The 22,575-nt window shown below is 63.8% G+C and carries 19 protein-coding genes and 1 tRNA gene; 7 read left to right on the forward strand and 13 right to left on the reverse strand.

The genetic code is table 11. The annotated features are described in order from the left end of the window. Window positions 1-14: 14 nt before the first annotated feature. On the reverse strand, window positions 15-254 hold the full coding sequence (locus AC1DW2_RS18240; RefSeq protein WP_071914955.1) for a hypothetical protein: 240 nt from the start codon (window positions 252-254) through the stop codon (window positions 15-17). Window positions 255-651: 397 nt separating this feature from the next. Here AC1DW2_RS18240 and AC1DW2_RS18245 point away from each other — a divergent pair, with 397 nt between their 5' ends. From AC1DW2_RS18245 to AC1DW2_RS18255, 3 genes are all read left to right on the forward strand, one after another. Further along, window positions 652-1,824, forward strand: a complete 1,173-nt coding sequence (locus tag AC1DW2_RS18245) for an efflux RND transporter periplasmic adaptor subunit (protein ID WP_071914957.1) — start codon at window positions 652-654, stop codon at window positions 1,822-1,824. Next, the gene (locus tag AC1DW2_RS18250; RefSeq protein WP_477006817.1) at window positions 1,821-4,967 is read left to right on the forward strand and encodes a multidrug efflux RND transporter permease subunit; all 3,147 of its coding nucleotides are present in this window, start codon (window positions 1,821-1,823) and stop codon (window positions 4,965-4,967) included. The genes AC1DW2_RS18245 and AC1DW2_RS18250 overlap by 4 nt, the downstream gene beginning before the upstream one ends. A gap of 64 nt (window positions 4,968-5,031) precedes the next feature. Beyond that, window positions 5,032-5,598, forward strand: a complete 567-nt coding sequence (locus tag AC1DW2_RS18255; RefSeq protein WP_477006818.1) for an invasion associated locus B family protein — start codon at window positions 5,032-5,034, stop codon at window positions 5,596-5,598. Window positions 5,599-5,756: 158 nt separating this feature from the next. Here AC1DW2_RS18255 and AC1DW2_RS18260 read toward each other — a convergent pair whose 3' ends face one another. Continuing rightward, window positions 5,757-8,045 (reverse strand): sulfatase-like hydrolase/transferase, encoded by a 2,289-nt coding sequence (locus tag AC1DW2_RS18260; RefSeq protein ID WP_477006819.1) that lies wholly within the window; start codon window positions 8,043-8,045, stop codon window positions 5,757-5,759. Between the two features lie 105 nt (window positions 8,046-8,150). Here AC1DW2_RS18260 and AC1DW2_RS18265 point away from each other — a divergent pair, with 105 nt between their 5' ends. Continuing rightward, on the forward strand, window positions 8,151-8,816 hold the full coding sequence (locus tag AC1DW2_RS18265; RefSeq protein ID WP_477006820.1) for a TetR/AcrR family transcriptional regulator: 666 nt from the start codon (window positions 8,151-8,153) through the stop codon (window positions 8,814-8,816). Here AC1DW2_RS18265 and AC1DW2_RS18270 read toward each other — a convergent pair. The 6 genes from AC1DW2_RS18270 to AC1DW2_RS18295 form a co-directional block, all read right to left on the reverse strand. Then, window positions 8,798-9,517 (reverse strand): ABC transporter ATP-binding protein, encoded by a 720-nt coding sequence (locus tag AC1DW2_RS18270; protein WP_477006821.1) that lies wholly within the window; start codon window positions 9,515-9,517, stop codon window positions 8,798-8,800. The two genes, AC1DW2_RS18265 and AC1DW2_RS18270, sit on opposite strands and share 19 nt — an antisense overlap. Further along, complete coding sequence (locus tag AC1DW2_RS18275; RefSeq protein ID WP_477006822.1) at window positions 9,514-10,281, reverse strand: ABC transporter ATP-binding protein; 768 nt, start codon at window positions 10,279-10,281, stop codon at window positions 9,514-9,516. The genes AC1DW2_RS18270 and AC1DW2_RS18275 overlap by 4 nt, the downstream gene beginning before the upstream one ends. Continuing rightward, window positions 10,271-11,242, reverse strand: a complete 972-nt coding sequence (locus AC1DW2_RS18280) for a branched-chain amino acid ABC transporter permease (RefSeq protein ID WP_477006823.1) — start codon at window positions 11,240-11,242, stop codon at window positions 10,271-10,273. Before AC1DW2_RS18280 ends, AC1DW2_RS18275 begins: the two co-directional genes overlap by 11 nt. Before the next feature lie 13 nt (window positions 11,243-11,255). Continuing rightward, complete coding sequence (locus tag AC1DW2_RS18285) at window positions 11,256-12,119, reverse strand: branched-chain amino acid ABC transporter permease (RefSeq protein WP_439036261.1); 864 nt, start codon at window positions 12,117-12,119, stop codon at window positions 11,256-11,258. Window positions 12,120-12,186: 67 nt separating this feature from the next. Further along, window positions 12,187-13,440 (reverse strand): ABC transporter substrate-binding protein, encoded by a 1,254-nt coding sequence (locus tag AC1DW2_RS18290; RefSeq protein WP_477006824.1) that lies wholly within the window; start codon window positions 13,438-13,440, stop codon window positions 12,187-12,189. A gap of 323 nt (window positions 13,441-13,763) precedes the next feature. Then, the gene (locus tag AC1DW2_RS18295) at window positions 13,764-14,126 is read right to left on the reverse strand and encodes a DUF1428 domain-containing protein (protein ID WP_208086236.1); all 363 of its coding nucleotides are present in this window, start codon (window positions 14,124-14,126) and stop codon (window positions 13,764-13,766) included. A gap of 206 nt (window positions 14,127-14,332) precedes the next feature. Between AC1DW2_RS18295 and AC1DW2_RS18300 the strand changes: the two genes are divergently transcribed. Further along, window positions 14,333-16,156, forward strand: coding sequence for a caspase family protein (locus AC1DW2_RS18300; protein WP_477006825.1), 1,824 nt, complete (start codon window positions 14,333-14,335; stop codon window positions 16,154-16,156). An 824-nt stretch (window positions 16,157-16,980) separates the two neighbouring features. Then, a complete protein-coding gene (locus AC1DW2_RS18305; RefSeq protein WP_477006826.1) occupies window positions 16,981-17,649 on the forward strand; it encodes an FkbM family methyltransferase in 669 nt (222 codons plus the stop codon). Here AC1DW2_RS18305 and AC1DW2_RS18310 read toward each other — a convergent pair. From AC1DW2_RS18310 to AC1DW2_RS18325, 4 genes are all read right to left on the reverse strand, one after another. Next, on the reverse strand, window positions 17,622-17,942 hold the full coding sequence (locus AC1DW2_RS18310) for a hypothetical protein (RefSeq protein WP_477006827.1): 321 nt from the start codon (window positions 17,940-17,942) through the stop codon (window positions 17,622-17,624). The two genes, AC1DW2_RS18305 and AC1DW2_RS18310, sit on opposite strands and share 28 nt — an antisense overlap. A gap of 476 nt (window positions 17,943-18,418) precedes the next feature. Beyond that, window positions 18,419-18,492: transfer RNA gene (locus AC1DW2_RS18315), tRNA-Gln, on the reverse strand. A gap of 259 nt (window positions 18,493-18,751) precedes the next feature. Beyond that, on the reverse strand, window positions 18,752-19,072 hold the full coding sequence (locus tag AC1DW2_RS18320) for a hypothetical protein (protein WP_477006828.1): 321 nt from the start codon (window positions 19,070-19,072) through the stop codon (window positions 18,752-18,754). Between the two features lie 151 nt (window positions 19,073-19,223). Beyond that, window positions 19,224-19,673, reverse strand: coding sequence for a hypothetical protein (locus tag AC1DW2_RS18325; RefSeq protein ID WP_477006829.1), 450 nt, complete (start codon window positions 19,671-19,673; stop codon window positions 19,224-19,226). Window positions 19,674-20,086: 413 nt separating this feature from the next. Between AC1DW2_RS18325 and AC1DW2_RS18330 the strand changes: the two genes are divergently transcribed. Then, window positions 20,087-20,479: a hypothetical protein gene (locus AC1DW2_RS18330; RefSeq protein ID WP_477006830.1), complete on the forward strand. Its 393-nt coding sequence runs from the start codon at window positions 20,087-20,089 to the stop codon at window positions 20,477-20,479. A gap of 12 nt (window positions 20,480-20,491) precedes the next feature. On the opposite strand, the gene AC1DW2_RS18335 is transcribed toward AC1DW2_RS18330, so the two are convergent. Next, window positions 20,492-22,426, reverse strand: coding sequence for a BTAD domain-containing putative transcriptional regulator (locus AC1DW2_RS18335; RefSeq protein ID WP_477006831.1), 1,935 nt, complete (start codon window positions 22,424-22,426; stop codon window positions 20,492-20,494). Window positions 22,427-22,575 lie beyond the last annotated feature (149 nt).

The following is a 22,575-nucleotide window of genomic DNA, read 5'->3' on the forward strand; positions in this document are numbered from 1 at the left end:
CAGCGGCGCCGCTCTCAATCGCTGCTCGGCGGCTTCATCAGCGAGAACAATTCGTCGACGGTTTTCTGCGCGACGGCGCGCACGCGATCGGAGTTGTCCATGCCGGCGATGTTGACGCCGCTAACGACGGCTTTGATCTCGTCGCGGAAGTCGGTCAGAAATCGCAAGGGATCGCGCTGCTCGTTGGCGACGCGCGCGATCAGTCCCGTGATCAGAATCTGGCACGCGATCAGCTTGCCGTTCAGTTCGTCCATCCTGCGCTCCCGTTGTGGCGGGGCCGATATGACCGATGCCGGATTTCCTGACAACCGAAACGCCGTGCAGGCGAATTAGAACCGTTCTCACGGGAGTTGTTTCCGGCTCACTTCGCAGCGCTGCCGGGGCGCCCTTGCGGACAGCTCTGCAGGCCGCCCACACCGGTTCCGGGCATTGCCCAAGATTTGCGCGCGGATCGTTCGCGCCGGGAAAATGCAGCACTGCACACCGTAGTGTCACGGAGCTGCCTAGACAGTGCAAAGCTTTCCAATTGTTTAGGATTCCGAACCGATAGTGCTGTTTACACTGGAACTTGGCGTGTATTATACAAGCGCGCTGGAACCCTATGATTGCTCCACAATTCGTAGTTTTGGGCGTAAGAGCCAACGAGCCGACATGAAAAAAACACGGCCGATCCTCTGGATTCTGATCATCGCGGCCGTGGCCTCCGCGGGTTACTATGGCTGGCAGAAATTCGGCTCGCCCGAGGCCGGAAAAACCCAGACGGCTCAGAAGGGTCCGGCGCGTCCCCCCGCCATCCCAGTCAGCGTTTCGCCGGTCCAGAAGGCCGACTTTCCGGTTTACCTGACCGGCCTCGGCACGGTTCAGGGCTTCAACACCGTACAGGTCCGGAGCCGGGTTGACGGCCAGATCGACAAGATCGCCTTCAGCGAAGGCCAGATGGTCAAGCAGGACGAGCTTCTGGTCTCTATCGATCCCCGGCCCTATCAAGCCACGCTCGACCAGGCCAAGGCCAAGAAGGCGCAGGACGAGGCGAATCTCGCCAACGCCAACCTCGAGCTCCAGCGCGCCATGAAGCTTGGCGAGTTCGCAACCGCGCAGCGGGTCGACACCCAGCGTTCCACCGTCGCGCAGCTGACCGCCCAGATCGCCGCCGACGAAGCCGCCATCTCCAACGCGCAGACCCAGCTCGACTACACCCAGATCAAGGCGCCGTTCACCGGCGTGGCCGGGCTGCGCCTGGTCGACGTCGGCAACATCGTCAACGCCTCCACGCAGACGGGAATCGTAACGATCTCGCAGGTCGAGCCGATCTCGGTGATCTTCACCGCGCCGGAAGATCAGCTGCCCTATATCAGCGAAGGCCAGAAGGCCGGTGCGCTCAAGGTGATCGCGTTCACCACCGACGGGAAAAAGACGCTGGCCGAGGGCAAGCTCGCGGTCATCAACAACCAGGTCGACACGACCAGCGGGACTATTCGGCTCAAGGCGGTGTTCGACAACAAGGAACACACGCTTTGGCCGGGCCAGTCGGTTTCGACGCGCCTTCTGGTACGCACCCTGAAGGACGCGACCGTGGTTCCGGATGACGCGGTTCAGCATTCGACCAACGGCCTCTACGCCTATACCGTCAATCAGGACAACAAGGCGGAAGTGCACAAGATCAAGGTCAGCTACGCCATCGACGGCCGTTCGGTCGTCGACGAAGGCTTGAGCCCGGGTCAACAGGTGATCACCGGCGGCCAGTTCAAGGTCCAGCCCGGAAGCCTCGTCTCGACGGCCGTAGCAAGCTCGGATCCGAGCCAGAACAAGGTACGACAGGAATGACCGAGGGCGGGATTTCGGCACCTTTCATCCGTTATCCCATCGGCACCTCGCTGCTGATGGCCGGCATCCTCTTCGTCGGTCTCGTCGCCTATCCGCTGCTGCCGGTCGCGCCGCTGCCGCAGGTGGACTTCCCGACCATCCAGATCACGGCCAATTTGCCGGGCGGCAGCCCCGAGACGATGGCCTCGTCGGTGGCCCAGCCGCTCGAGCGGCAATTCGCCCAGATCCCCGGCATCGCCCAGATGACCTCGACGAGTTATCTCGGCACCGCCTCGATCACCATCCAGTTCGACCTCAACCGCAGCATCGACGGCGCCGCCAACGACGTGCAGGGCGCCATCAACGCCGCAAGCGGCCAGCTGCCGAAGAATCTGCCCTCGCCGCCGACCTACCGCAAGGTCAACCCGGCCGACGCGCCGATCCTGCTGCTCTCGGCGACATCCGATACACTGCCGCTGACCACCGTCAGCGATGCCGTCGACGCCCAGCTTGCCCAGCAGATCAGCCAGCTCTCGGGCGTCGCGCAGGTCTTCATCGGCGGCCAGCAGAAGCCCTCCATCCGCATTCAGATCGACCCGGCGAAACTCGTCGCCAAGGGCCTGTCGCTGGAGGACGTGCGCAGCCAGATCGCGATCACCACGGTCGACAGCCCCAAGGGCAATATCGACGGGCCGAAGCGCGCCTACACGATCTACGCCAACGACCAGCTCACCCAGTCCAAGGACTGGAACGACGTCGTCATCGCCTATCGCAATGGCGGTCCGCTTCGAATCCGCGACATCGGACAGGCGGTGAGCGGCGCCGAGGACGCCAAGCAGGCAGCCTGGGCCAACGGCAAGCGTGGCGTGTTCCTGGTGGTGTTCAAGCAGCCGGGCGCCAACGTCATCGAGACCGTCGACCGGATCAAGGCCACCCTGCCCMGCCTCGTCGCGGCGATTCCGCCCGCGATCAAGATCGAGTTGATCAGCGACCGCACCACGACCATCCGCGCCGCGGTCGAGGACGTCCAGTTCACGCTGCTGCTAACCATTGCCCTCGTGGTCATGGTCATCTTCGTCTTCCTGCGCAGCTTCTGGGCGACGGTCATTCCCACCATCACGGTTCCGCTGGCGCTACTGGGCGCGTGCGCCCTGATGTGGGTGGTTGGCTATTCGCTCGACAATCTGTCGCTGATGGCGCTCACCATCGCGGTCGGATTCGTCGTCGACGACGCCATCGTGATGCTCGAGAACATCACGCGCTACATCGAGGAAGGCGAATCGCCGATGGCGGCCGCCTTCAAGGGCTCCAAGGAAATCGGCTTCACCATCGTCTCGATCAGCATCTCGCTGGTCGCGGTGCTGATCCCGCTGCTGCTGATGGGCGGCATCATAGGACGCCTGTTCCGCGAGTTCGCCGTCGTGCTGGCGATGACCATCTTCGTCTCGATGTTCGTGTCGCTGACGCTGACGCCGATGATGGCCTCGCGCTTCCTGCGCGCCCATGGCGAGGTGACCCACGGCAAGTTCTACCAGTGGAGCGAACGCGCCTTCGACGGCATGCTGCGCGGCTACGAGTACGTTCTCGATCATGCCCTGGCCTGGCGGCGCACCACGCTCCTGATCTTCTTCGCCACCCTCGGCCTGTCGATCTACCTGTTCATCCTGATCCCGAAGGGCTTCTTCCCGCAGCAGGACGTCGGCCTGATCACCGCGACCTCGGAAGCGTCCCAGGACATCTCCTTCGCCGAGATGCAGCGCCGCCAGGTCGAGCTCGGCAAGATCGTGATGGACGATCCCGACGTCGCCACGATCGCGATGAACATCGGCGGCAGCGGCCGCGCCGGCAACAACGGCAATTTGTTCATCACGCTGAAGCCGCGTAACGAGCGCAACGCGTCGGCCCAGGAGATCATTGCCCGGCTGCGCCCCAAGCTCGAGAAGGTGTCGGGCGCCCGCCTCTACATGCAGGCGGCCCAGGACGTCCGGCTCGGCGGCCGGCCGACGCGCACGCAGTTTGAATTCACGCTGCAGGATGCCGATCTCACCGAGCTCAACGACTGGGCGCCGAAAATCCTCGCCAAGATGCAGACGCTGCCGCAACTGCGCGACGTCGCGACCGACCAGCAGACGCAGGGCACGACGGTCCAGCTCAAGATCAACCGCGACACCGCATCGCGCTACGGCATCCAGCCGCAGCTGATCGACGACACGCTGTACGACGCCTTCGGACAGCGGCAGGTCACGCAGTATTTCACCCAGCTCAACACCTACAAGGTGATCCTCGAGATCCTGCCGGAGATGCAGGGCAGTCTCGACAGCCTGAACAAGCTCTATCTGAAATCGCCGCTGACCGGCGACCAGGTGCCGCTGTCGACCTTTGCGACCTGGACCACCGATCCGGTCCGCCCGCTCTCGATCAGCCACCAGGGCCAATTCCCGGCGATCACGATCAGCTTCAACCTCGCCCAGGGCGTCGCGCTCGGCCAGGCCACCGAGGCCGTGCAGAAGGCGATGGCCGATCTCGGCGCACCACCGACCCTGAATTCGAGCTTCCAGGGCACCGCGCAGGCGTTCCAGCAGTCGCTCGGCACCGTGCCGCTGCTGATCCTCGCAGCCCTCGTCGTGGTCTATCTGATCCTCGGCATCCTGTACGAGAGCTACATCCATCCGATCACGATTCTGTCGACCCTGCCCTCGGCCGGCGTCGGCGCGCTCCTGATCCTGATGGCGGCCGGCTTCGACTTCAGCCTCATTGCATTGATCGGAATCATCCTCCTGATCGGCATCGTGAAGAAGAACGGCATCATGATGGTCGACTTCGCCATCGCGGCCGAGCGCGACGAACACAAGACGCCGGAGGAATCGATCCGTCAGGCCGCGCTGCTGCGCTTCCGGCCGATCATGATGACGACGATGGCCGCCCTGCTCGGCGGCGTGCCGCTGATGCTCGGCCACGGCACCGGCGCCGAGATCCGCCAGCCGCTCGGCTACGCCATGGTCGGCGGCCTGATCGTCAGCCAGGCGCTGACGCTGTTCACCACCCCGGTGGTCTATCTCTATCTCGACGAGCTCAACAACTGGTTCTCGGGCTGGGGCCGTTCGGGTGACGGCAAAGGTCACGAGGCGCCCGAGCACAGCACCGTCAAGCAGGCCGCCGAGTAAGCTTGCACCGCGGCTTCCGCGACGCTACAGCGAGGCCCTCGGTTCACGCCAACGCGGTTTCGCCATGTCCATGCAATCCAGACTTGTCGCCCTCGCCGCCGCCCTTCTGCTCTCGACAGGCGGCGCGTATGCCCAGCAGAGCGCCAAAAAGAACGCCGCTTCCCCTGCACCGGCCGCACAGCCCGCGCCAGCTCCGACCCAGCCGCCGGCTGACGGTGCGCAGCAAGCCGGATGGGTCGTGCGCTGCACCAGCGTCAGCCGCGATGCGCCGCTCGAATGCGCGATGGAGCAGAACGCGGTGCTGACCAAGACTGGCCAGACCATCGTCCTGATCAACATCCGCATCGCGCCCGACACCCGCACGCCGGTGGCGCTGCTGCAATTGCCGCTCGGCCTCAACCTGCCCGTCGGGGCCAAGCTCCAGGTCGACGAGGGCAAGACATTCGACCTCCAGATCCAGACCTGCGAGAACCGCGGCTGCTACGCCTCGACGCCGATCGCGGCGGACCTGCTCGCCGCCTTACGGTCGGGGAAGCAGCTGAAGGTCTCCTTCCAGAACATGGCCAAGGAGGCGATCGCGATCCCGATGCCGCTGGGCGATTTCACGGCGGCCTACGACAAGATCAAGTAAGGCCCACACTGTCATCGCCCGCCTTGTGCGCAATTGCGCACTGGGGCGGGCGATCCAGTACTCCGAGACGGTTATGGCTCAATCGATAGGCCGCGGCGTACTGGATGCCCCGCCTGCGCGGGGCATGACACCGGTTCTCGCCGCCCAACCTCCCGTCCCTACTGCCGCGCCATCTGCGCGTTGCCGACGGCATCGCCGTCGAGCTTCTGATCGTCGTGCATGGTGACGGTGACGCGCAGCAGCCGCCCCTCGAACTCGAACGGCGCCTCGTAATGCGACACGGGGCTGCCACGGTCGCGGCCGATGTCGAGGCCGGACCACGAGATCAGCGTGTGGAAGCCGAGCTGGGTCTGGAGCGACCCCGCCGGCTCGCCGTCGATCAGCAGCGTGTATTCGGTGACGCCGGTGCGCGAACCCTTGGCCGGCGGCTCCTTGCGCACGAGCCGCTCGACATGCACGCCGAGCCGCCGCGTGCCTGACGGCACCTTGCGGTCCGAGCGCACGATCTGGTGGCTGCCGCCGATGTTGAGGTCGTGCACGAGATGGCCATCCCTGACGTAGAGGCTGTAGCCCGACGTCGCGTCGCCATGCGAGATCAGCACGCCGTTTGCACCTGCCTCGTCGATCTCGACATGCGCCTCGATCGTGTAGCTGCGGCTGCGCACGTCCGGCGCGACATCGGTCGGCACGTGCCCCATGCCGGCGTGGAAGACGAAATGGTGGCGCGCACCATGGAAGCGCGCGGCGTTCTCGGCGAAGCGCGGCCCGAAGCGGTCGTCGAGCGGCAGCACCTTGTGCTTCTCGGCCTCCGCCCACCACGTCGCGATCATTGCTGCCAGACGCTCCGGCTCCTTTGCGGCGAGATCGTCGGTCTCGGAGAAATCCTCGTCGAGATGAAACAGCTCCCATTTGTCGTTCTCGAACGGCGTGCCCGAGGGATGGAAAGCGACCGCCTTCCAGCCGCCCTGCCAGAGGCCGCGATGGCCGAACATCTCGAAATATTGCGGTGAGCTTTTTGCGGACGCGGACGCATCCGTGATCGAGCGCGCAAAGCTCTCGCCTTCCAGCGGCATCTGCGGGCAGCCCGCGATTTCGTTCGGCGCCTCGATGCCGATCAGCTCGAGCAGCGTCGGCGTGAGGTCGCAGGCGTGGACGAACTGGTGCCGCAGCTCGCCTTTGCCCGCGATCGTCTTCGGCCAGTTGATGACGAAGGGATCGCGGATGCCGCCGCCATGGGTGTTCTGCTTGTAGCGCCGCAGCGGCGTGTTCGACGCCATTGCCCAGCCATGCGGGAAATTGCTGTGGGTGTCGGGCCCGCCGATATCGTCGAGACGCGCGAGCTTCTCCGCGATCGGCTCCGGCTTGAAGTTGAACGGCCCCATCGCATTGACGAAGCCGAGCGGCCCGCCCTCCTGGCTCGCGCCGTTGTCGGACATCACGATGATCACGGTGTTGTCGCGAATGCCGGCCGTTTCCAGGAACGAGACAAGCCGTGCAAGATGCCGATCGGAATGATCGAGCATGCCGGCGAAAGCCGCCTGCAGGCGGGTGAAGACGCGGCGCTCATCCGCCGAGTGCTCCTCCCACGGCTTCACGCCATCGTTGCGCGCCGGCATCCGGGTTCCCTCAGGCACCAGCCCCATCGCCTTCTGGCGTGCCAGACGCCGTTCGCGCTCGACGTCCCAACCGTGCGCGAATTCGGCGTCGTAGCTCCTGATGATATCGCCCGGCGCCTGATGCGGCGCGTGGCAGGCGCCAAGCGCGACCCAGGTCAGCCAGGGAACGTCAGGACGGTCGGCGACATGGTCGCCGATGAAGCGGATCGACTGGTCGATCAGATCCTCGGTCAGATGATAGCCGTCCGCATACGTGCCCGGTGGATCGATATGCGTGTTGTCGGAGACGAGCTCCGGCGCGTACTGGTCGGTCTCGGCGTCGAGGAAGCCGTAGAAGCGGTCGAAGCCACGGCCGAGCGGCCAGCCGTCGAACGGGCCGGTGGCGCCGCTTTCGGGCAGCGGCGTGACGTGCCATTTGCCGACCATGTAGTTGCAATAGCCATGTAGGCGCAGCATCTCGGCCAGAGTCCCCGCCTCACGCGCGATCTTGCCGCGGTCGCCGGGATAACCGGAATCGAAATTGGCAAGGCAGCCGACGCCGACCGAGTGATGATTGCGTCCTGTCAGCAGCGCGGCGCGCGTCGTCGAGCACATCGCCGTGGTATGAAAGCCGGAGTAGCGCAGCCCCTCCGCGGCGAGCCGGTCGATGGTCGGCGTCTTGATTGTCGAGCCATAGCAGCCGAAATCGGAGAAGCCGACGTCGTCGAACAGTACAACCAGGATGTTCGGCGCGCCCTCAGGCGGCCTTGGCGCCTCCGGCCACCAGGGTCTCGACTCCGCGACTGTCTTTCCGACGGTGCCGCGGAACGGCGTGCCGCTGTTTGCGCTCATCTGCTCCTCCCGATGTTGCCCGGCGGCTGCGGTTGACCCGCAGCTCGGCCACGTCTAAATTATAATCCGAACTATGGTTATGATCTTTGCTGGATGCAAGCGCGGATGCGGCCAAGCTCGGACGAACCCGATTTCGACCTGCCCGGCGTTGCCCCGTCGCGGCAGAAGCGCAGCCGCGAGACGACGCTGGCGCTGCTGCGCGCCGGCGCCGACATGCTGCGCACGCGCAGCCTGGCCGAGCTGTCGATCGAGGCGCTCTGCACCGAGGTCGGCGCCACCGTCGGCGCCTTCTACAGCCGCTTCGAGAGCAAGGAGGCCTATTTCAACGCACTGATGGCGCTGGCTGCGCGCGACGGCGAACAGCGGCTGGGCGAAATGAGACGCCCATCGCCGGATGCGGACCTCGACAAGCTCTGCCACATCATCGTCAGCGGGATCATCGCCTGGATGCGCAACCACGAGGGCGTGCTGCGCGCCGCGCTTCAGCACGACGACACGCGCCCGGACAAATGGACGCCGTTCAAGGCCCTCGCGAAGGCAACGACGGAACGCGCGACCCCTCTCCTGCTCCCGGCCATGGGCAAGGGGCGTAAGGCCGCCAAGACCCGCACGATCGCCTTCGGCTTTCAGGTCATACTGGGCTCGCTGGTGAACGCGATCCTCAACGATCCCGGGCCGCTGTCACTTCGGTCGAAGGAGATGGAGACGCGGCTGGCCGATTGCCTGTTGCTGTTGCTTCAGGCGGAGATCAATCAGTCGACGCCGAGATAGGCCTTCTGCACCTGCGGATCCTCCGCGAGCGCCGCAGCCCTGCCGGACAGCACGCTCTTGCCGACCTGGAGCACGGTCGCGAAGTCCGAGACTTCCAGAGCGAGCTCGATCGACTGCTCGGCGAGCAGGATGGTCAGGCCCTCGCGATGCAGGCGGCCGAAAGTTTCGTACATGGACTCGACCACCGCCGGCGCGAGGCCGAGCGACGGTTCGTCCAGCATCAGCAGCTTCGGGTCGCTCATCAGCGCGCGGCCGACCGCGAGCATCTGCCGCTCGCCGCCGGACATGGTGCCGGCGCGCTGGTTGCGGCGCTCCTTCAGGCGCGGGAAGATCTCGTAGACGCGCTCAAGCAAATTGGCCTGGCGCGACTTGTCGTGCAGCGGCGTCGCGCCGAGCATGAGGTTGTTCTCGACGCTCTGCTGCACGAACAGCCGCCAGCCTTCCGGCGACAGCGCAAGCCCCTTGCGCACGATCGCAAAGGCCTTCTGGCCGGCGATGTCCTCGCCGCGAAAGCTGATCGATCCGGAATGCACGGGAATGAGACCCGCGATTGCGTTCAGCGTCGTGGTCTTGCCGCCTCCATTGGAGCCGAGCAGCGCGACGACGCTGCCCTCCGGCACCTCCAGCGAGACATCGGAGACGCCGATGAGGTCGCCATAGCGCACCTCGAGGTGCTCGATCCGCAGAAGCGCGCCGCTCATAGGTCCCGCCCGCCCATCAGCTCGACCGGCGTATGGCCGGCCGCGGCCTTGGCCGCGCGTTTGCCGAGATAGGCTTCGATCACCGCCGGGTTCGAAGTGACCTCGCGGGGCGAGCCGCGGGCGATCTCCTTGCCCTGGTGAAACACCATCACGCGGCTCGCGAGCGACATGATCACTTCCATGATGTGCTCGACGATGACAAGCGTGATGCCGGAACGGTGGATGTCGCGGGCGAGATCGATGGCGAGCCTCACCTCGTGGGCGTTGAGCCCCGCCATGGCCTCGTCGAGCAGCAGCACCTTCGGCTCGGTCGCCAATGCGCGGGCGATCTCCAGCCGCTTGCGGCCGGGCGTGCCGAGCGAGCGCGCCGGCGCGTCCGCAAGCCTGCTCATGCCGACGCGCTCCAGCACCGCGCGCGCCCTGGTCTCGGCCTCGTGGCGATGCGAGGTGCGCAGGAAGGCGCCGATCATGACGTTCTCGAGCACCGTCATGCCTTCAAAGGTCTGCGGCACCTGGAAGGTGCGGGCAAGCCCGAGCCCGGCGCGCTGTTCCGGCGCGAAGTCGGTGATGTCGGTCCCCTCGAACAGCACGCGGCCCGAGGTGGTCTTGAGATCGCCGGTGAGGCAATTGAAGAAGGTGGACTTGCCGGCGCCGTTCGGGCCGATCAGGCCGAGAATATCGCCCTGCTCCAGCGTGACGGACGCATCGTCCACCGCCTTGAAGCTGCCGAACGCCTTTGTGATCCCGCGCGCCTCAAGGAGCATGGCCGGCTCCCTTATCTGCGCCGGGCTTGCGTCGTCCCATGAACAGGCTGAGCAGGCCGCCGGGCTGGAAGCGCGCGACCAGCACGATGATCGCGCCATACAGGACGAAGGTGAGGCCGGCCCCCTTGCCGCCAAGCCAGCTGTTGGAGATCTCCTCCAGCGGCACGAGGATCGCGGCTCCCACCAGCGGACCGAACAGCAACCCCGCGCCGCCCAGCGCCGCCATGATCAGGATCTTGACCGAGATCAGGATGCCGAGCCCGGACTCGGGATCGACGAAGCCGAACATCATCGCATAGAGTGCGCCGGCAACGCTCGTCAGCGCCGCGCTCAGCATGTAGGCGTAGAGCTTGGTTCGGCTCGCAGGTGCGCCGAGCGAGCGCGCAGCGCGCTCGGAATCCTTGATCGCGCGCAGATAGAATCCCATGCGGCTGTTGGTCATCCACCAGGTGACGAGCAACGTGATCACGAGGACGACCAGGAAGAGGTAGTAGTACGGCAACGACGACAGGAACGAGAGATCGAAGATGTTGCGCGGGACCGTTGGACCGGACAGACCCACGGCCGCACCGAGCCAGTCGGTGTTGGTGACGATCAGCCGCATGGTCTCGGCGACCGCAATGGTCGCCATGCTGAAATAGTGACCCGACAGCCGCAGCGTCGGCACGCCGATGATCGCGGCAAGCCCCACCGCCAGCACGATGCCGCCGGGGATGCCGAACAGTGGCGACAGCCCGAACTTGGCGTAAGACCCCATCGCGGCATAGGCGCCGCAGCCGAAGAACACGACATGGCCGACCGAGACCTGGCCGGCATAGCCGCCGACGATGTTCCAGGCCGACGCGGCGATGGCATAGAGCAGCACCAGTGCGCCCAGGCGCTGCTGGAACGGCGAGGACAGCAGCAACGGATAGGCAATCGCCAGTGCTGCGACGATCGAGAGCCAGATCAAGCGCCGCATTGCAGCTTTCTCATCAGAGCTTGCCCATCAGGCCTTGCGGCCGGAACCAGAGGAAGAACAGGAACAGGACATAGACGACGATGTCCTTGTAGACCGCACCGATCAGATAGCCGGAGAGCGACTCGATCACGCCGATCAACAGGCCCGCGACGAGCGCGCCAGGCACGCTGCCGAAACCGCCGAGGGACACCGTGACGAAGGCGACGATACCGAGCGTCTCGCCGACCGTCGGCACGATATAGAAGAAGTTCGCGATCAGCGCGCCGGCAAGGCCGGTGGCGCCGGCCGCGATGGCCCAGGCGATCGCCTGCATGGTATCGGGCCTGATGCCCATGAGCTGGGCCGCGGTCTGATCCTCCGCCACCGCCAGCATTTTTGAACCAAGCGATGTGCGCGTCAGGAGCAGGTGGAGACCCAATGTCACCAGCAGCGCGACGACACCGGCAAGCAGCCGCGAGGCTTCGATGCGCAGGCCCGCAAACGCATAGGTGCCGCCGACGATATTCGACGGCATCGACAGGAAGTTGGCGCCGAACCACCAGAACACGGAATAGCGCAGCAGCAGCGCGAGCCCGAACGTGCCGAGGATCTGCGCCAGCATCGGCCCCTTCATGATGTCGCGGATCAGGGCGAAATAGACGACGACGCCGACGGTCGCGAGCACCAGTGTCGCCAGCGGCGCGCCGAGGATGGGCCCTCCCCCCATCAGCGTGTAGACGACATAGGCGACGTACATGCCAAGCATGACGAAGTCGCCATGCGCGAAATTGACGATGTTCATCATGCCCCACACCAGCGTGAGGCCCGAGGAAAACAGGGCGTAGACGGCGCCAAGCAGAAGCCCGCCGACAATCACCTGCACGAGTACAAAGGACATGAGCTGCGTTGCTCTGATCAAAACATTCTGGGAAAGGCGGGACGCGCGGTCCCGCCTTCAGGCAATCTTACCAGCCCCTGTAGGGCAGTACCGGCGCCTTCTCGGCATTGGCCTTCGGCCATACCGCGACGTAGTTCTCGCCATCCTGGAGCTGGATGATGGCGCCGGACGCGAGGACATTCTGGCCCTTGTCGTCGAACTTCACGCCCTTGTAGCCGATCATGAGTTGCTCGGGCTTCAGGTCCGTCGCCTTCAGCGCGGCCTGGATCTTTGCAGGCTCGGTCGAGCCGGCGCGGTCGATGGCATCGGCCAGCACGAAGAAGCCCTGCATCTGCCGGGCGACCGTGTCGTCCATCTCCTCGCCGCTCTTCTTCTTGTACATGTCGGCGATGATCGCCGACGCCGAGCCCGGCGGTCCCACGACCCAGGACGAGCGGTTGAACACGCCTTGCGAGCTCTTGCCGACCGCCTTGGTGAAGGATGGATCGGAGTAGCCGGCATCGTCGGCCAGCAGCACGGCCGGCTTGTAGTCGAGCGACTGCATGGTCTTGGCGAACAGGATCGCATCCGACGTGTAGCTGATCATGATGACGACGTCGGGCTTCTTGTCCTTGAGCTGGAGCACCTGGCCCTGCAAGTCGGTCGCATTGACGGGATAGGCGACGTCGAACGCGATCGGCTGGCCTTTTTCCTTGAAGGCGCCGGCGATCGTGTTGGCGACCGAGGTGCCGTATTCGGTGTTGTCATGGACCACCGCGACGCTGTCGGTCTTGGCGCCCTGCGCCTTGATGTCAGCGAGGAAGTCGACATAGATCTTGGCGAAATCGGTCGCGATCGGCGTGGTGCGGAAGAACCATTTGAAGCCGCGCTCGGTGAGATTGGCGGCGACCGATTCCGAGTTCAGGAAGGGAACGCCGTATTTCTCGGCGATCGCGCTCGAAGTCAGCGTGACGCCGGACTGGTAGGAGCCGAACACGGCCGCCACCTTCTCTTCCGTGATCAGGCGGAGCGCCTGATTCTGGCCCGTCGCCGGGTTGCCCTGGTTGTCGGCGAACACGGCCTCGATCTTGGCGCCGCCGAGGCCGGCAAGGCCGGCGTTCTTCGCCAGCGGCAGATTGCCAAGCTCAGGATGGGCGTTGTTGATGATGTCCATGGCGACTTCGAGCGCCGCCTTGGCGTGCGCACCGATCGAGGCGGTGCCGCCGGACATCGGCATGATGACGCCGATCTTGATGACCTTGTCCTGGGCCTGCGCGCTGGAGCCGAGCACAAGGAACATCACGGCTGCGCAAAACAGCCTGGTGACGTGCTTGAAATTCATCAAATCAGACCTCCCAAAGGGTTTCCCCGACCAAGCTATTTTGGAAGCTGCAGGCTAAGCGCCCGCTTCCGTTTGTTTATGCCTGGTGGATCTAGGATGGCATGCCAGCCGGACACCGGCAAGGTGAAACGGACTTGCAGCAATGCTGCATGGGAGGCAGCGAACGCGGTAACCCGAACGGCGGACGTCATTGCCATCTGCAGGGGTGGGTTAACACTGCGACTGCGCCAAGCGCGGTCCGCTGGCGTAACCCGGCCCCGTGTGTTTCCGCGAACGCAGAGGCGGTGGGTGACGCTGCCGCCAACCCACCCTGCGAAACGCCGTCAGCCGACGACGTCGCTCGCCCGCAGCAACGTCGTGAAGCCACCATAGATCATGCGCTTGCCGTCGAAGGGCATGTCGGCGCCCTTGAGCCGCTCGTCGGCCATCACCTTCTTGTTGACGGCATCGCGGGTCTCCCGGTCACGGTAGACGATCCAGGAGAACACCACGACCTCATCCTCCTTCGCGATCACTGCGCGCGGAAACGAGGTCAACTCGCCATAGGGCACGTCGTCGCCGATGCACTCGACGTAATCGAGAGCGCCGTGCTCCATCCACACCGCGCAGGCCTTTCGCGCCAGCGCCTTGTAAGCCTCGATCTTGTCCTTCGGCACGGCCAGCACGAAACCATCGACATAGGGCATCACGGATCTCCTTGGGTTGCCTGCCCCAAGGACGAAGCGGCGCTCGGCGATCCGACACGTCATCGCACTTGCAAGGTGAGGCAAACTGTCGCGAGGATTTCGTGCGCTACTTCACACTTGAAGCTCGCGGCGCCGTGACATCATCCCGGACGTTTGCGCTCACACATCGGCTACTTCAGATTGCCGCCGAGCAGAAGGCAGCTTTCATGAGCACCCGCCTGTCATTGCTTTGCGTCCACGGCGTCGGTCACGCGGAGATCGACGCCGAGTTTCGAAAGTCCTGGTCCGAGGCGATCATACGCGCCGTCCAGTCCGTCGATCAGAGCCTCAACCCGGCCATCGACTTCCTCTCGTATGACGACCTGTTCGACAAGAGCCCGCCCAACCTCGTCACCTACGGCATCGCGCTGGCGAAACTGCTGGCGAGCGCGACCGTCCACGGGATCGGTGATCTGCTCGCGGGCACACGCAGCCTCGATGATGTACCAACCCTGATCAGATGGACCGCGGGCATGGTCGCCCAGTGGTCGGTGGATGAGCAGTTGCAGGCCGCGCTGCGCGGCGCGGTCCTCGACAAGCTGAAGAGCGGCAACTACGACGTTGTCCTGGCTCACAGCCTCGGCTCGCTGATCTGCTACGACACGTTCGTGCGCAACCCCGCTGCGATCAGGGACAAGGTCTTCGTCACGTTCGGCTCGCAGATCGGCAATCCCGCGGTGCGCGACATCTTTGCAGGCCGCATTCAGGACCTTCCCTGCCGGAAATGGTACCATCTGTTCAACCGGGAAGATCGCGTTCTCACCTATCCGCTCGAGATCGCCGCAGACAATTTTCAGCAGGTGCTGACACCGTTCGATGTCCCCAACGATCTCCTGAATCACAACGCGACATGGTACCTGTCGCGCCCCGAGACCGTCGCCACCGTCTGGCACGACGTGGTCCCGGTCCCGGCGTCACGCTCCATCGTCAGCGCCGCGCGGGGAATTGCCCGCATCGACACGCGGCCGACCCGCCGCGCCCTGCTGATCGGCATCAACGACTATCCCAAACCCGCGGACAGGCTCGAAGGATGCGTCAACGACGTATTCCTCATGAGCTCGGTGCTACAGGAAAGCGCCTTCAAGCCGGACGAAATACGCGTCGTGCTCAATGAGCGGGCGACGGCGCAGGGCATCATGGAAAGGCTTCACTGGCTGCTCGATGGCGTCCGCGACGGCGACGAGCGCATGCTGTTCTACTCGGGCCATGGCGCCCAGATTCCCAGGTACAGCCCGAGCGGCGCACCGGATAGCGTCGATGAGTGCCTGGTTCCCTATGATTTCGACTGGACGCCCGAGCACGCGATTCTCGACCGCCAGTTCAGCCAGCTCTACTCACAGCTTCCATACGATTGCTATTTCGTCGCCATGCTCGACTGCTGCCATTCCGGCGGCATGACACGTGACGGCGGTCCACGCATCCGCGGCCTGACGCCGCCCGACGATATCCGCCACCGGGCGCTGCGATGGGAGGCACGCGAAGGCATGTGGGTGCCGCGTGAGTTCCCTCCCCTGAACGAGAGTCTGAGCAAGAGCAAGAACGGCGCCGACTATCTCGGCGACAACGGCGCCACGCAACGGCTCGGGCGCAGCATGGCGCTCCGCACCCAGCCCGACAAGGAATACAACAGGACGCGGGCCGAGCTCGGGCATCACGGTCCTTATCTGCCGATCCTCCTCGAGGCCTGCCAGGAGCAGGAGCTGTCCTATGAATATCGTGACGGCGTCACGTCGTATGGCGCCTACACGTTCTGCATGGCGAAGGTGCTGCGCGAACAACGAGACCGCGGCGCCAATCCGTCGTTCCAGGAGCTGAGCGAGCTCGTCACGGCCAAACTCCGTCGCCTCAAATACAACCAGACGCCCAATCTCGTCGGCGCCAAGACGCGCGTCAGTGCGAAAATTCCATGGGGCGCGGCAGATGCAGGTCGCGGCCAGCGGCGGACGCCGAAGAAGCGTGCCGCCAAGACAGGCCGGAAGAAGCGCCGCTGATCATTTGGCCTTGCATCGCCGCGCGGCACATCGCGGACGCGATGAGGCCGCACCGACGAAAGGAGAGGCCTGCCGACGGCACGTCAGGCTCACGACGCGGGCCCGATTCAGAGCAGGTTATGATCTGGGTAAATCGCCCGGAACTGGCTGGGGAACCTGGATTCGAACCAAGACAAACAGAGTCAGAGACGGACAGCACCATGATGCGAGCTCCCAATTTTGCTGTCATCGGGCTTTCCGGTTGATCTCGGGCGCGCAGCAGCTACCTGCGAGGATATGGTGGTAGTTCAGCTTAAACGACCTTAAACGTGCTGCGTCGATCGCGGGCTCTGATCTCGCGAGCCTTTCGGAACATCTCCGCAACTAAGTCATAGGCATGCTTTCCGTAACTGCCGGCCGCCGCGACGATGACGTCGCCGCAGACCAGGGCATGGTTCGGCGTGCACCAAGGGCTACCGGCGCTGGTGCCGGAATTGGCGTCACTGCAACCGGTCGCCGCCATGAAGTAGGTGTGCAGCGGCGTAAAGGTCGTCGAGACGGTGACCGTGTATGGCGTTGTGACGGCTAGGGAAATCGCCCCCCAGGCAGCCGAAATAATATAATGGCTGCGGCCATTAAATGTGATAATCTCGGGACCATTTTAATAGTCAGGAAATTTAAATATGACAGCCGCCCGAGATTTCCCGCGTACTGCGGCAATCGCCAAACACGTCCTGCCATCTCTGTCCTCAGTTTTCTGCTCGGTGCGCGCCCAACGGGCGTCATCTCTTGTGGAAACCGCAGGCGCCATCCTTCAAGGCAAGGGCGCCGGATCGGGATGGGACATGCGCGCCGAGGTGAGATCTCACCGGCGATTTCTGTTTGCCGGCGCAACGGTGTTCGACGTCGGCGCCAATCTCGGCGAATGGTCCTTCACGGTGTCCAGGTATCTGGACGGCAGGGCCAAGATATTCATGTTCGAACCGCAGCCGGCGTGCCGGTTGCGCCTGGAGCCCATGATCGAAATGGGCGCCGTGCTGACGCAGGCGGCGGTCGGTGAGACCGACGGCGAAGCCATACTGTTCACACCTGATCCCAATGGCACCGGCGGCAATGCCTCGCTGCATAGGCGCCGCGACACCTATTTCAGCCAAGGTAAGTTCGCGACCATGAAGGTCAACGTCGTCACCATCGACCGCTTCATGGAGATGCAATGTCTCACCAAGATCGATTTTTTGAAGATGGATATCGAAGGCAACGAGCTCGCGGCCTTGCGAGGCGCCAAAAAGGCGATGCAGCAGAAAGCCATCCGCGCGCTGTCCTTTGAATTCGGTTCCGCCAACATCAACAGCCGAACGTATTTTCACGACTTCTGGGATCTTCTCACCGGCTACGGCTACAAAATCTATCGTGTGTTGCCGAGCGGCAAGCTGCTCCAGATTGAGCACTACCAAGAGGACCTGGAGTATTTCCAGGGCGCCACCAACTATGTCGCCGAGAGCGTGATCGAATAAGACCCCGCCGGGATGTCTTTCGCCGCAACGAGATTGCACGGCACCATGCCGCCGTTGGTGACGGCGAACTTGGCGGCGTCGGTCCCGCCGATGACCACGGGGATTGTCTGTGCCCCGGTAACGGTGATGGCGCCGATGACGCCACCCTTGTTCTGAGCCCCAAGGTTGGACAGCGACGTCTTTGACAACAGCACCGCCGTCACACCGGCTTGAGGCAGCGAATCCGAGTTGACCCACAGCGTCGAGGTGCCGCCGCCGCCAGGCGTGACGAAGCCGCCAGTTGAGTGCAGCATCTGCCTGTTGTGATCGGTGACGGTGACGCGCGCTGAAGTTCAACCAGGCGCAAAAGCCAGCGCCGAGCGCTAAAATCATCCCGATGACGAACCACAGAATGGCTGACAGATAGGGAGGCACTCCTGTGGCAGAAGCCCTATGAAGGTTTCGAAAGACGGAACGACAACTGAACGGAAGGGGGATCCAATCGTCGAAGGTGACAGCCTCCTTGTCCAAGGCGGAATGACCATCGTTGCCCCCGCCTGGCGGATTACGGATCTGCTCGATTCCGAATCGTTCGAGATTGTCCGGAGAGATCGTGAAACTCGGGCCTAGGACCTTATAATGTCGCGTCTCTTGTCGCGCCGAGCCGCCTTAAGTGCACTTGAGCCTTTGAATTTGCACACGATTTTGGCGCGACAGGCGCGACAAGAAAGCCGCCCAAAATCGACCAGCAGAATCACAATTAACTCAGCAATTTCAACGATTTAAGGGATGGCTGGGGAACCTGGATTCGAACCAAGACAAACAGAGTCAGAGTCTGTTGTGCTACCGTTACACCATTCCCCACCGGAATAGTCGAACAAATTCAATAGCTTACTGACTTGTTCGACTGCGGCCGGAAGCGCGTTTGGCGCAAATCACGGCTCAGGCGTGGCAGCGTTCTACCCGCTCGGCCTTGGGCTGGCAAGCGCTGCGGTGCACGGGCCTGTGAACCGGCGGCGCGACTGCGCCAGTGACCAAGACCCGCCGGCGCAGTCATCGCCTGATTCAGTTCGCTGATGCCCGCGGCCGAAAATCCCCCGTCTGCTGCTTCATCCGCTCCCCGCTAGTTCGAGCCGCAGACTCGAACCACGATCTCGGCCTTGCCATTCGCGATCATCACCTGGCCGTATTCGTCCTGCGGCGGGCTTTCCTCGTAGCGGAGCGGGATCGTGGTAATCGCTTCCTGCGCTTCGCCGCCGGGCTGCTGCGTCTTAACGTCGAGGATCAGGATCTTCGGATTGATCCCCTGCGGCGAGCGCCTGGTCAGCCGGGCCTGCCAGCCATCGGTCGGTACCCTCACGTCGCCGACCATGACCAGCCTGGGCGGCGCGCCCGGCGCTCGGTCGATCCAGGCCTTGAAGGTGTTTCTCAGCAGGACAGTCATGACACGTCTCTCCTTTGCCAAGCTGCGAATTGTCCGCCCCTCGTCCCGACGCGCGGCGCCGGCCTTTCGCCTGTGAAATCGGCGCAACCGGACGGACCGACATCAGGCCCCAACAAACCACCCGATCACCGGCTCCTCCTCCGCCAGGCCTTCAAGTCCCGGCTGCCGCCTTGGCGCGGATCGCGTTAGCGACGGCCGGAGCCTCACCGCCAAGCGCCTTCACGGCCGGCAAGTTTTCCGGCCCGCCGACGGCTTTGGAGGCTTCCGCAACCTTGTTGATGTCGGGGACGCTCTTCTTCACGAACGCGTCGATGAAGTCGGCGCCGGCGTACCCGGCCGCCAGGACGCTCAGGAGAAATAGCCGGCCGATTTCCTTCGGCTCGACCATAAGCCCCGCGGAGATCCCCGCCACGCAGCCGATCACTATCGATACCAGAAACGCCGACCCGTCGAACACGTCCTTGAAGCCCGCGCTCAGGCCTCGCGCCTGATCGTGCACCTTCTTCGCCCCGCCGATGGCGCGAACGCATTGGCCGACCATCCCCAGCAAGCCACAGAGCAGCAAGTAGTAGATCCATTCGGCGCTCGTCGCGAGTATCATGCTCCTCTCCCGCGGTTGTCTCTTGCGACTGTGCACGGGCCGATCGGTTTCCGGCCGACCGTGCTTTGGCGGCGGAGGAAGGATAGGCTTGCAAGGCGAAGCTGATCGTGAAAGGCGCGTGAATTCGGCGGTCGAGAGGCGTCTCAACGGGTCAAGCGGATCTGTGCTTCTCCCCCGAGCGCCGATGCAGCCGCTCTCCCCGCCCGCGAACGACGATTCACGTTCAAATCACGTTGCCAAACTAGGATCACCGTCGACTTTGGGACGTCTACGATCGGCCGGCGCGGTCCACCGATACAGAGCCGGCCGAGACCGCTCCGTTCGCCGCCAGTTTCGACGACCTGAAGGAAGCCGATCTGACCTTTTTTCGAACGGCCGGCAATGCCGCCGGCGGAAAGCCAAGGGAGACCGCAATGAAATTCGAGATGTTCGACGTCGAAAACTATGACAAGTGGGGCGACCTCGTGAAAAAATGGGCTCGCGATCGATCGTCGCGCCCGACCACCGTCGCCGAATTCCAGGACCAGCTCCTGAAGGCCGACGTCATGGCGAAATATCCCCAGAAATTCACCGAGCTTGTCTTCATCGAGACGTCCTACGATGACGGCAAGCTGCTGATCAAGCTGCCGCCGGCCGAGCTACTCAATGAGGCCGAAAAGGAGGTGCAAGGCACCTCCCCTTACCCAATGCCGCCGTTCTACGCGAGCGACATGAACGACAGCAGCCTGAAGAACGATACCCCCAGCAGCAGGCTGCAGTTCCATTCGAAGCGTGTCGGCGAGTACACGATCAAGTTCTGCGGATGAGCAGGCACCCGCTCACCATGCGTGATGCCTGAAGCCAACGACCGGGACGCCTGCGCCGCCTATGCCATCGCGCAGGCGCTCCCAATCCTCGCGACGGGCAATTGGATGCGCATGGAGCAGCCAGAGCGCGATCTCCTGGTCGGCGGGCGGCTTGCCGAACCATATCGCGCGGATTCCATCGAGGAATTTCCTCGCCTCGAGGCGCGCCTCTTCCGTCCTGCCGAAATGAAACAGTGCGGCCGCCTTCCAGCCCGGGAGCGTCTTCGCCACGTTGTTGGCGCGATCGATCCCCTCGATCGCCTCCAGGTAATTGCCTCGCATGAACTGAAGAACGGCGCGATAGGGCCAGTGCAGTGGCGGCGGCGACCAGAACACCTTGAGAGCTTCTGCCACGAGTTCGTTGCCGCGCTCGAAATTGCCGCAAAACCCCTGGCAGGACGCTGCCGACAGCAAGGTCCAGGGATCGTTGCCGTTGAGCTCGCATGCCAGATCGATGTGGGCACTGGCTTCCGAATATTGCATCAGCATCGCCTGCGACCAGCCGAGGCAGAGCTGGGCCCTGGAATCGACGGGGTCGAGCTGCACCGCCGTTCTCGCAAGCTCGAGCGTGGACCTCGCCTTCGTCAAATCGCGGAACAGGCCCGGAAAGACGAGATGCTCGGTATTGTTCATTTGAACCAGCGCGCTGTAGCTCGGCGAGAAGTTCGGAGCGACGGCGATCGCCTCGGTCAGGAGCGCGGTCGAAGCGCGCCAATGTTCAGCGCTGAAGCTTCCGAAGCTTGCCTGTGCGCGAAGCCAGCGGTCGTAGATGTCCAGGGACACGTCCGGCGCGACAGCCACGCGCGTCAGCCGCTCGGTCGACAGATAGACGTTCACAGAGAGCGCCGTACGTTGCACGATCCTTTGTTGCACCTGGAACCAGTTCTCGAGCTTCAACTCGAACGTGTCGCTCCAGATATAGACGCCGGTGTTCGTCTCTCGCAGCGTCAGCACCATGCTGATCGTGTCACCCGCCTGATAGGCGGTCGCCGCCACGCTGTAGCGGGACGCTGCCGCACGCTCTCCCGGCGCCACGGGTTGTTGCGCAGTGCCGTCTCCGACATACCACTCGCGGAATTTGGTCAGGCAGGCGATGAGGTGATGTCGAAAGCCCGTCACGAGGTGGACGCGATCCGCGCTTACGCCATTCATGCTGAACGGATCGACCAGGATCGCGATCTTGGCCGTCGCCCGGGACGAGGCCGGCGATTGTCTCGGCGCTTCATCGGCAGCCGGAACCTGCGCGCCGTTGCGCTGCGTCTGATCGCCCGCAACGGATGCGGCCTCACCCTCGAATTGGCCGTTCTTGATGTCGGCGATCAATTGCTGGGTCTTGGTCGAAGGCTCCATCCCGTATTCATCGTCGAGAATGTTCCACAAGGTCTTGTAAGCACGGAGCGCGCCGGACAGGTCGCCTTCTTCCGCGCGCGTTTGCATCGCGTAGCGGCACGCCTCCTCGTGGGTCGGGTCGAGACTCAGGATGGCCTCGGCCAGCGCGCGCCGGTTCGCCACGGCAAGTCCGACGTTCCTGAGGCCGGCCTCGAGTGCACGCGAGATGCGATCATGGAAGGTCTGCCGCTTGGCGAGAAGCCAGACGCGGAACGACGGGTCGATATCGTCGAGGCCCGCGAGAAGAGTTTCCATGACACCTGGCGCGCTCATCAGCAGCGGATGCGCCTGTTGCGCTTCGGCCTCTCGCAAGGTGTCCAGGAGATCGACGCGCAGCCGATCGCGGTCCATTTCGACGAGCATTTTCTCGATCTGAAACCCGTCATATCCGGCCTCCAGGAACGTTTCCCGCAACTCATGGAGGACCTGACGAAGCGACGCACGCGCCTTGTATTCGTCGGACTCGCTCCACAGCAGCCCGACCAGACGCTCACGTGTTTCCTGGTGGCGATCCGTCAATGCCAGGTAGCCGAGAACCGCCCGCGACTTTCGGCTCTTGACCCGAATTTCCCGCCCCGCGAATGCGACGGACAGACCGCCCAAAACGGAAATCGACAGGTTTTCGCTCGGCTTGGGAATTCCACCTTCCCTTGCAATGGACTTCGAGA

Source organism: Bradyrhizobium sp. P3_C3, assembly GCF_056402655.1.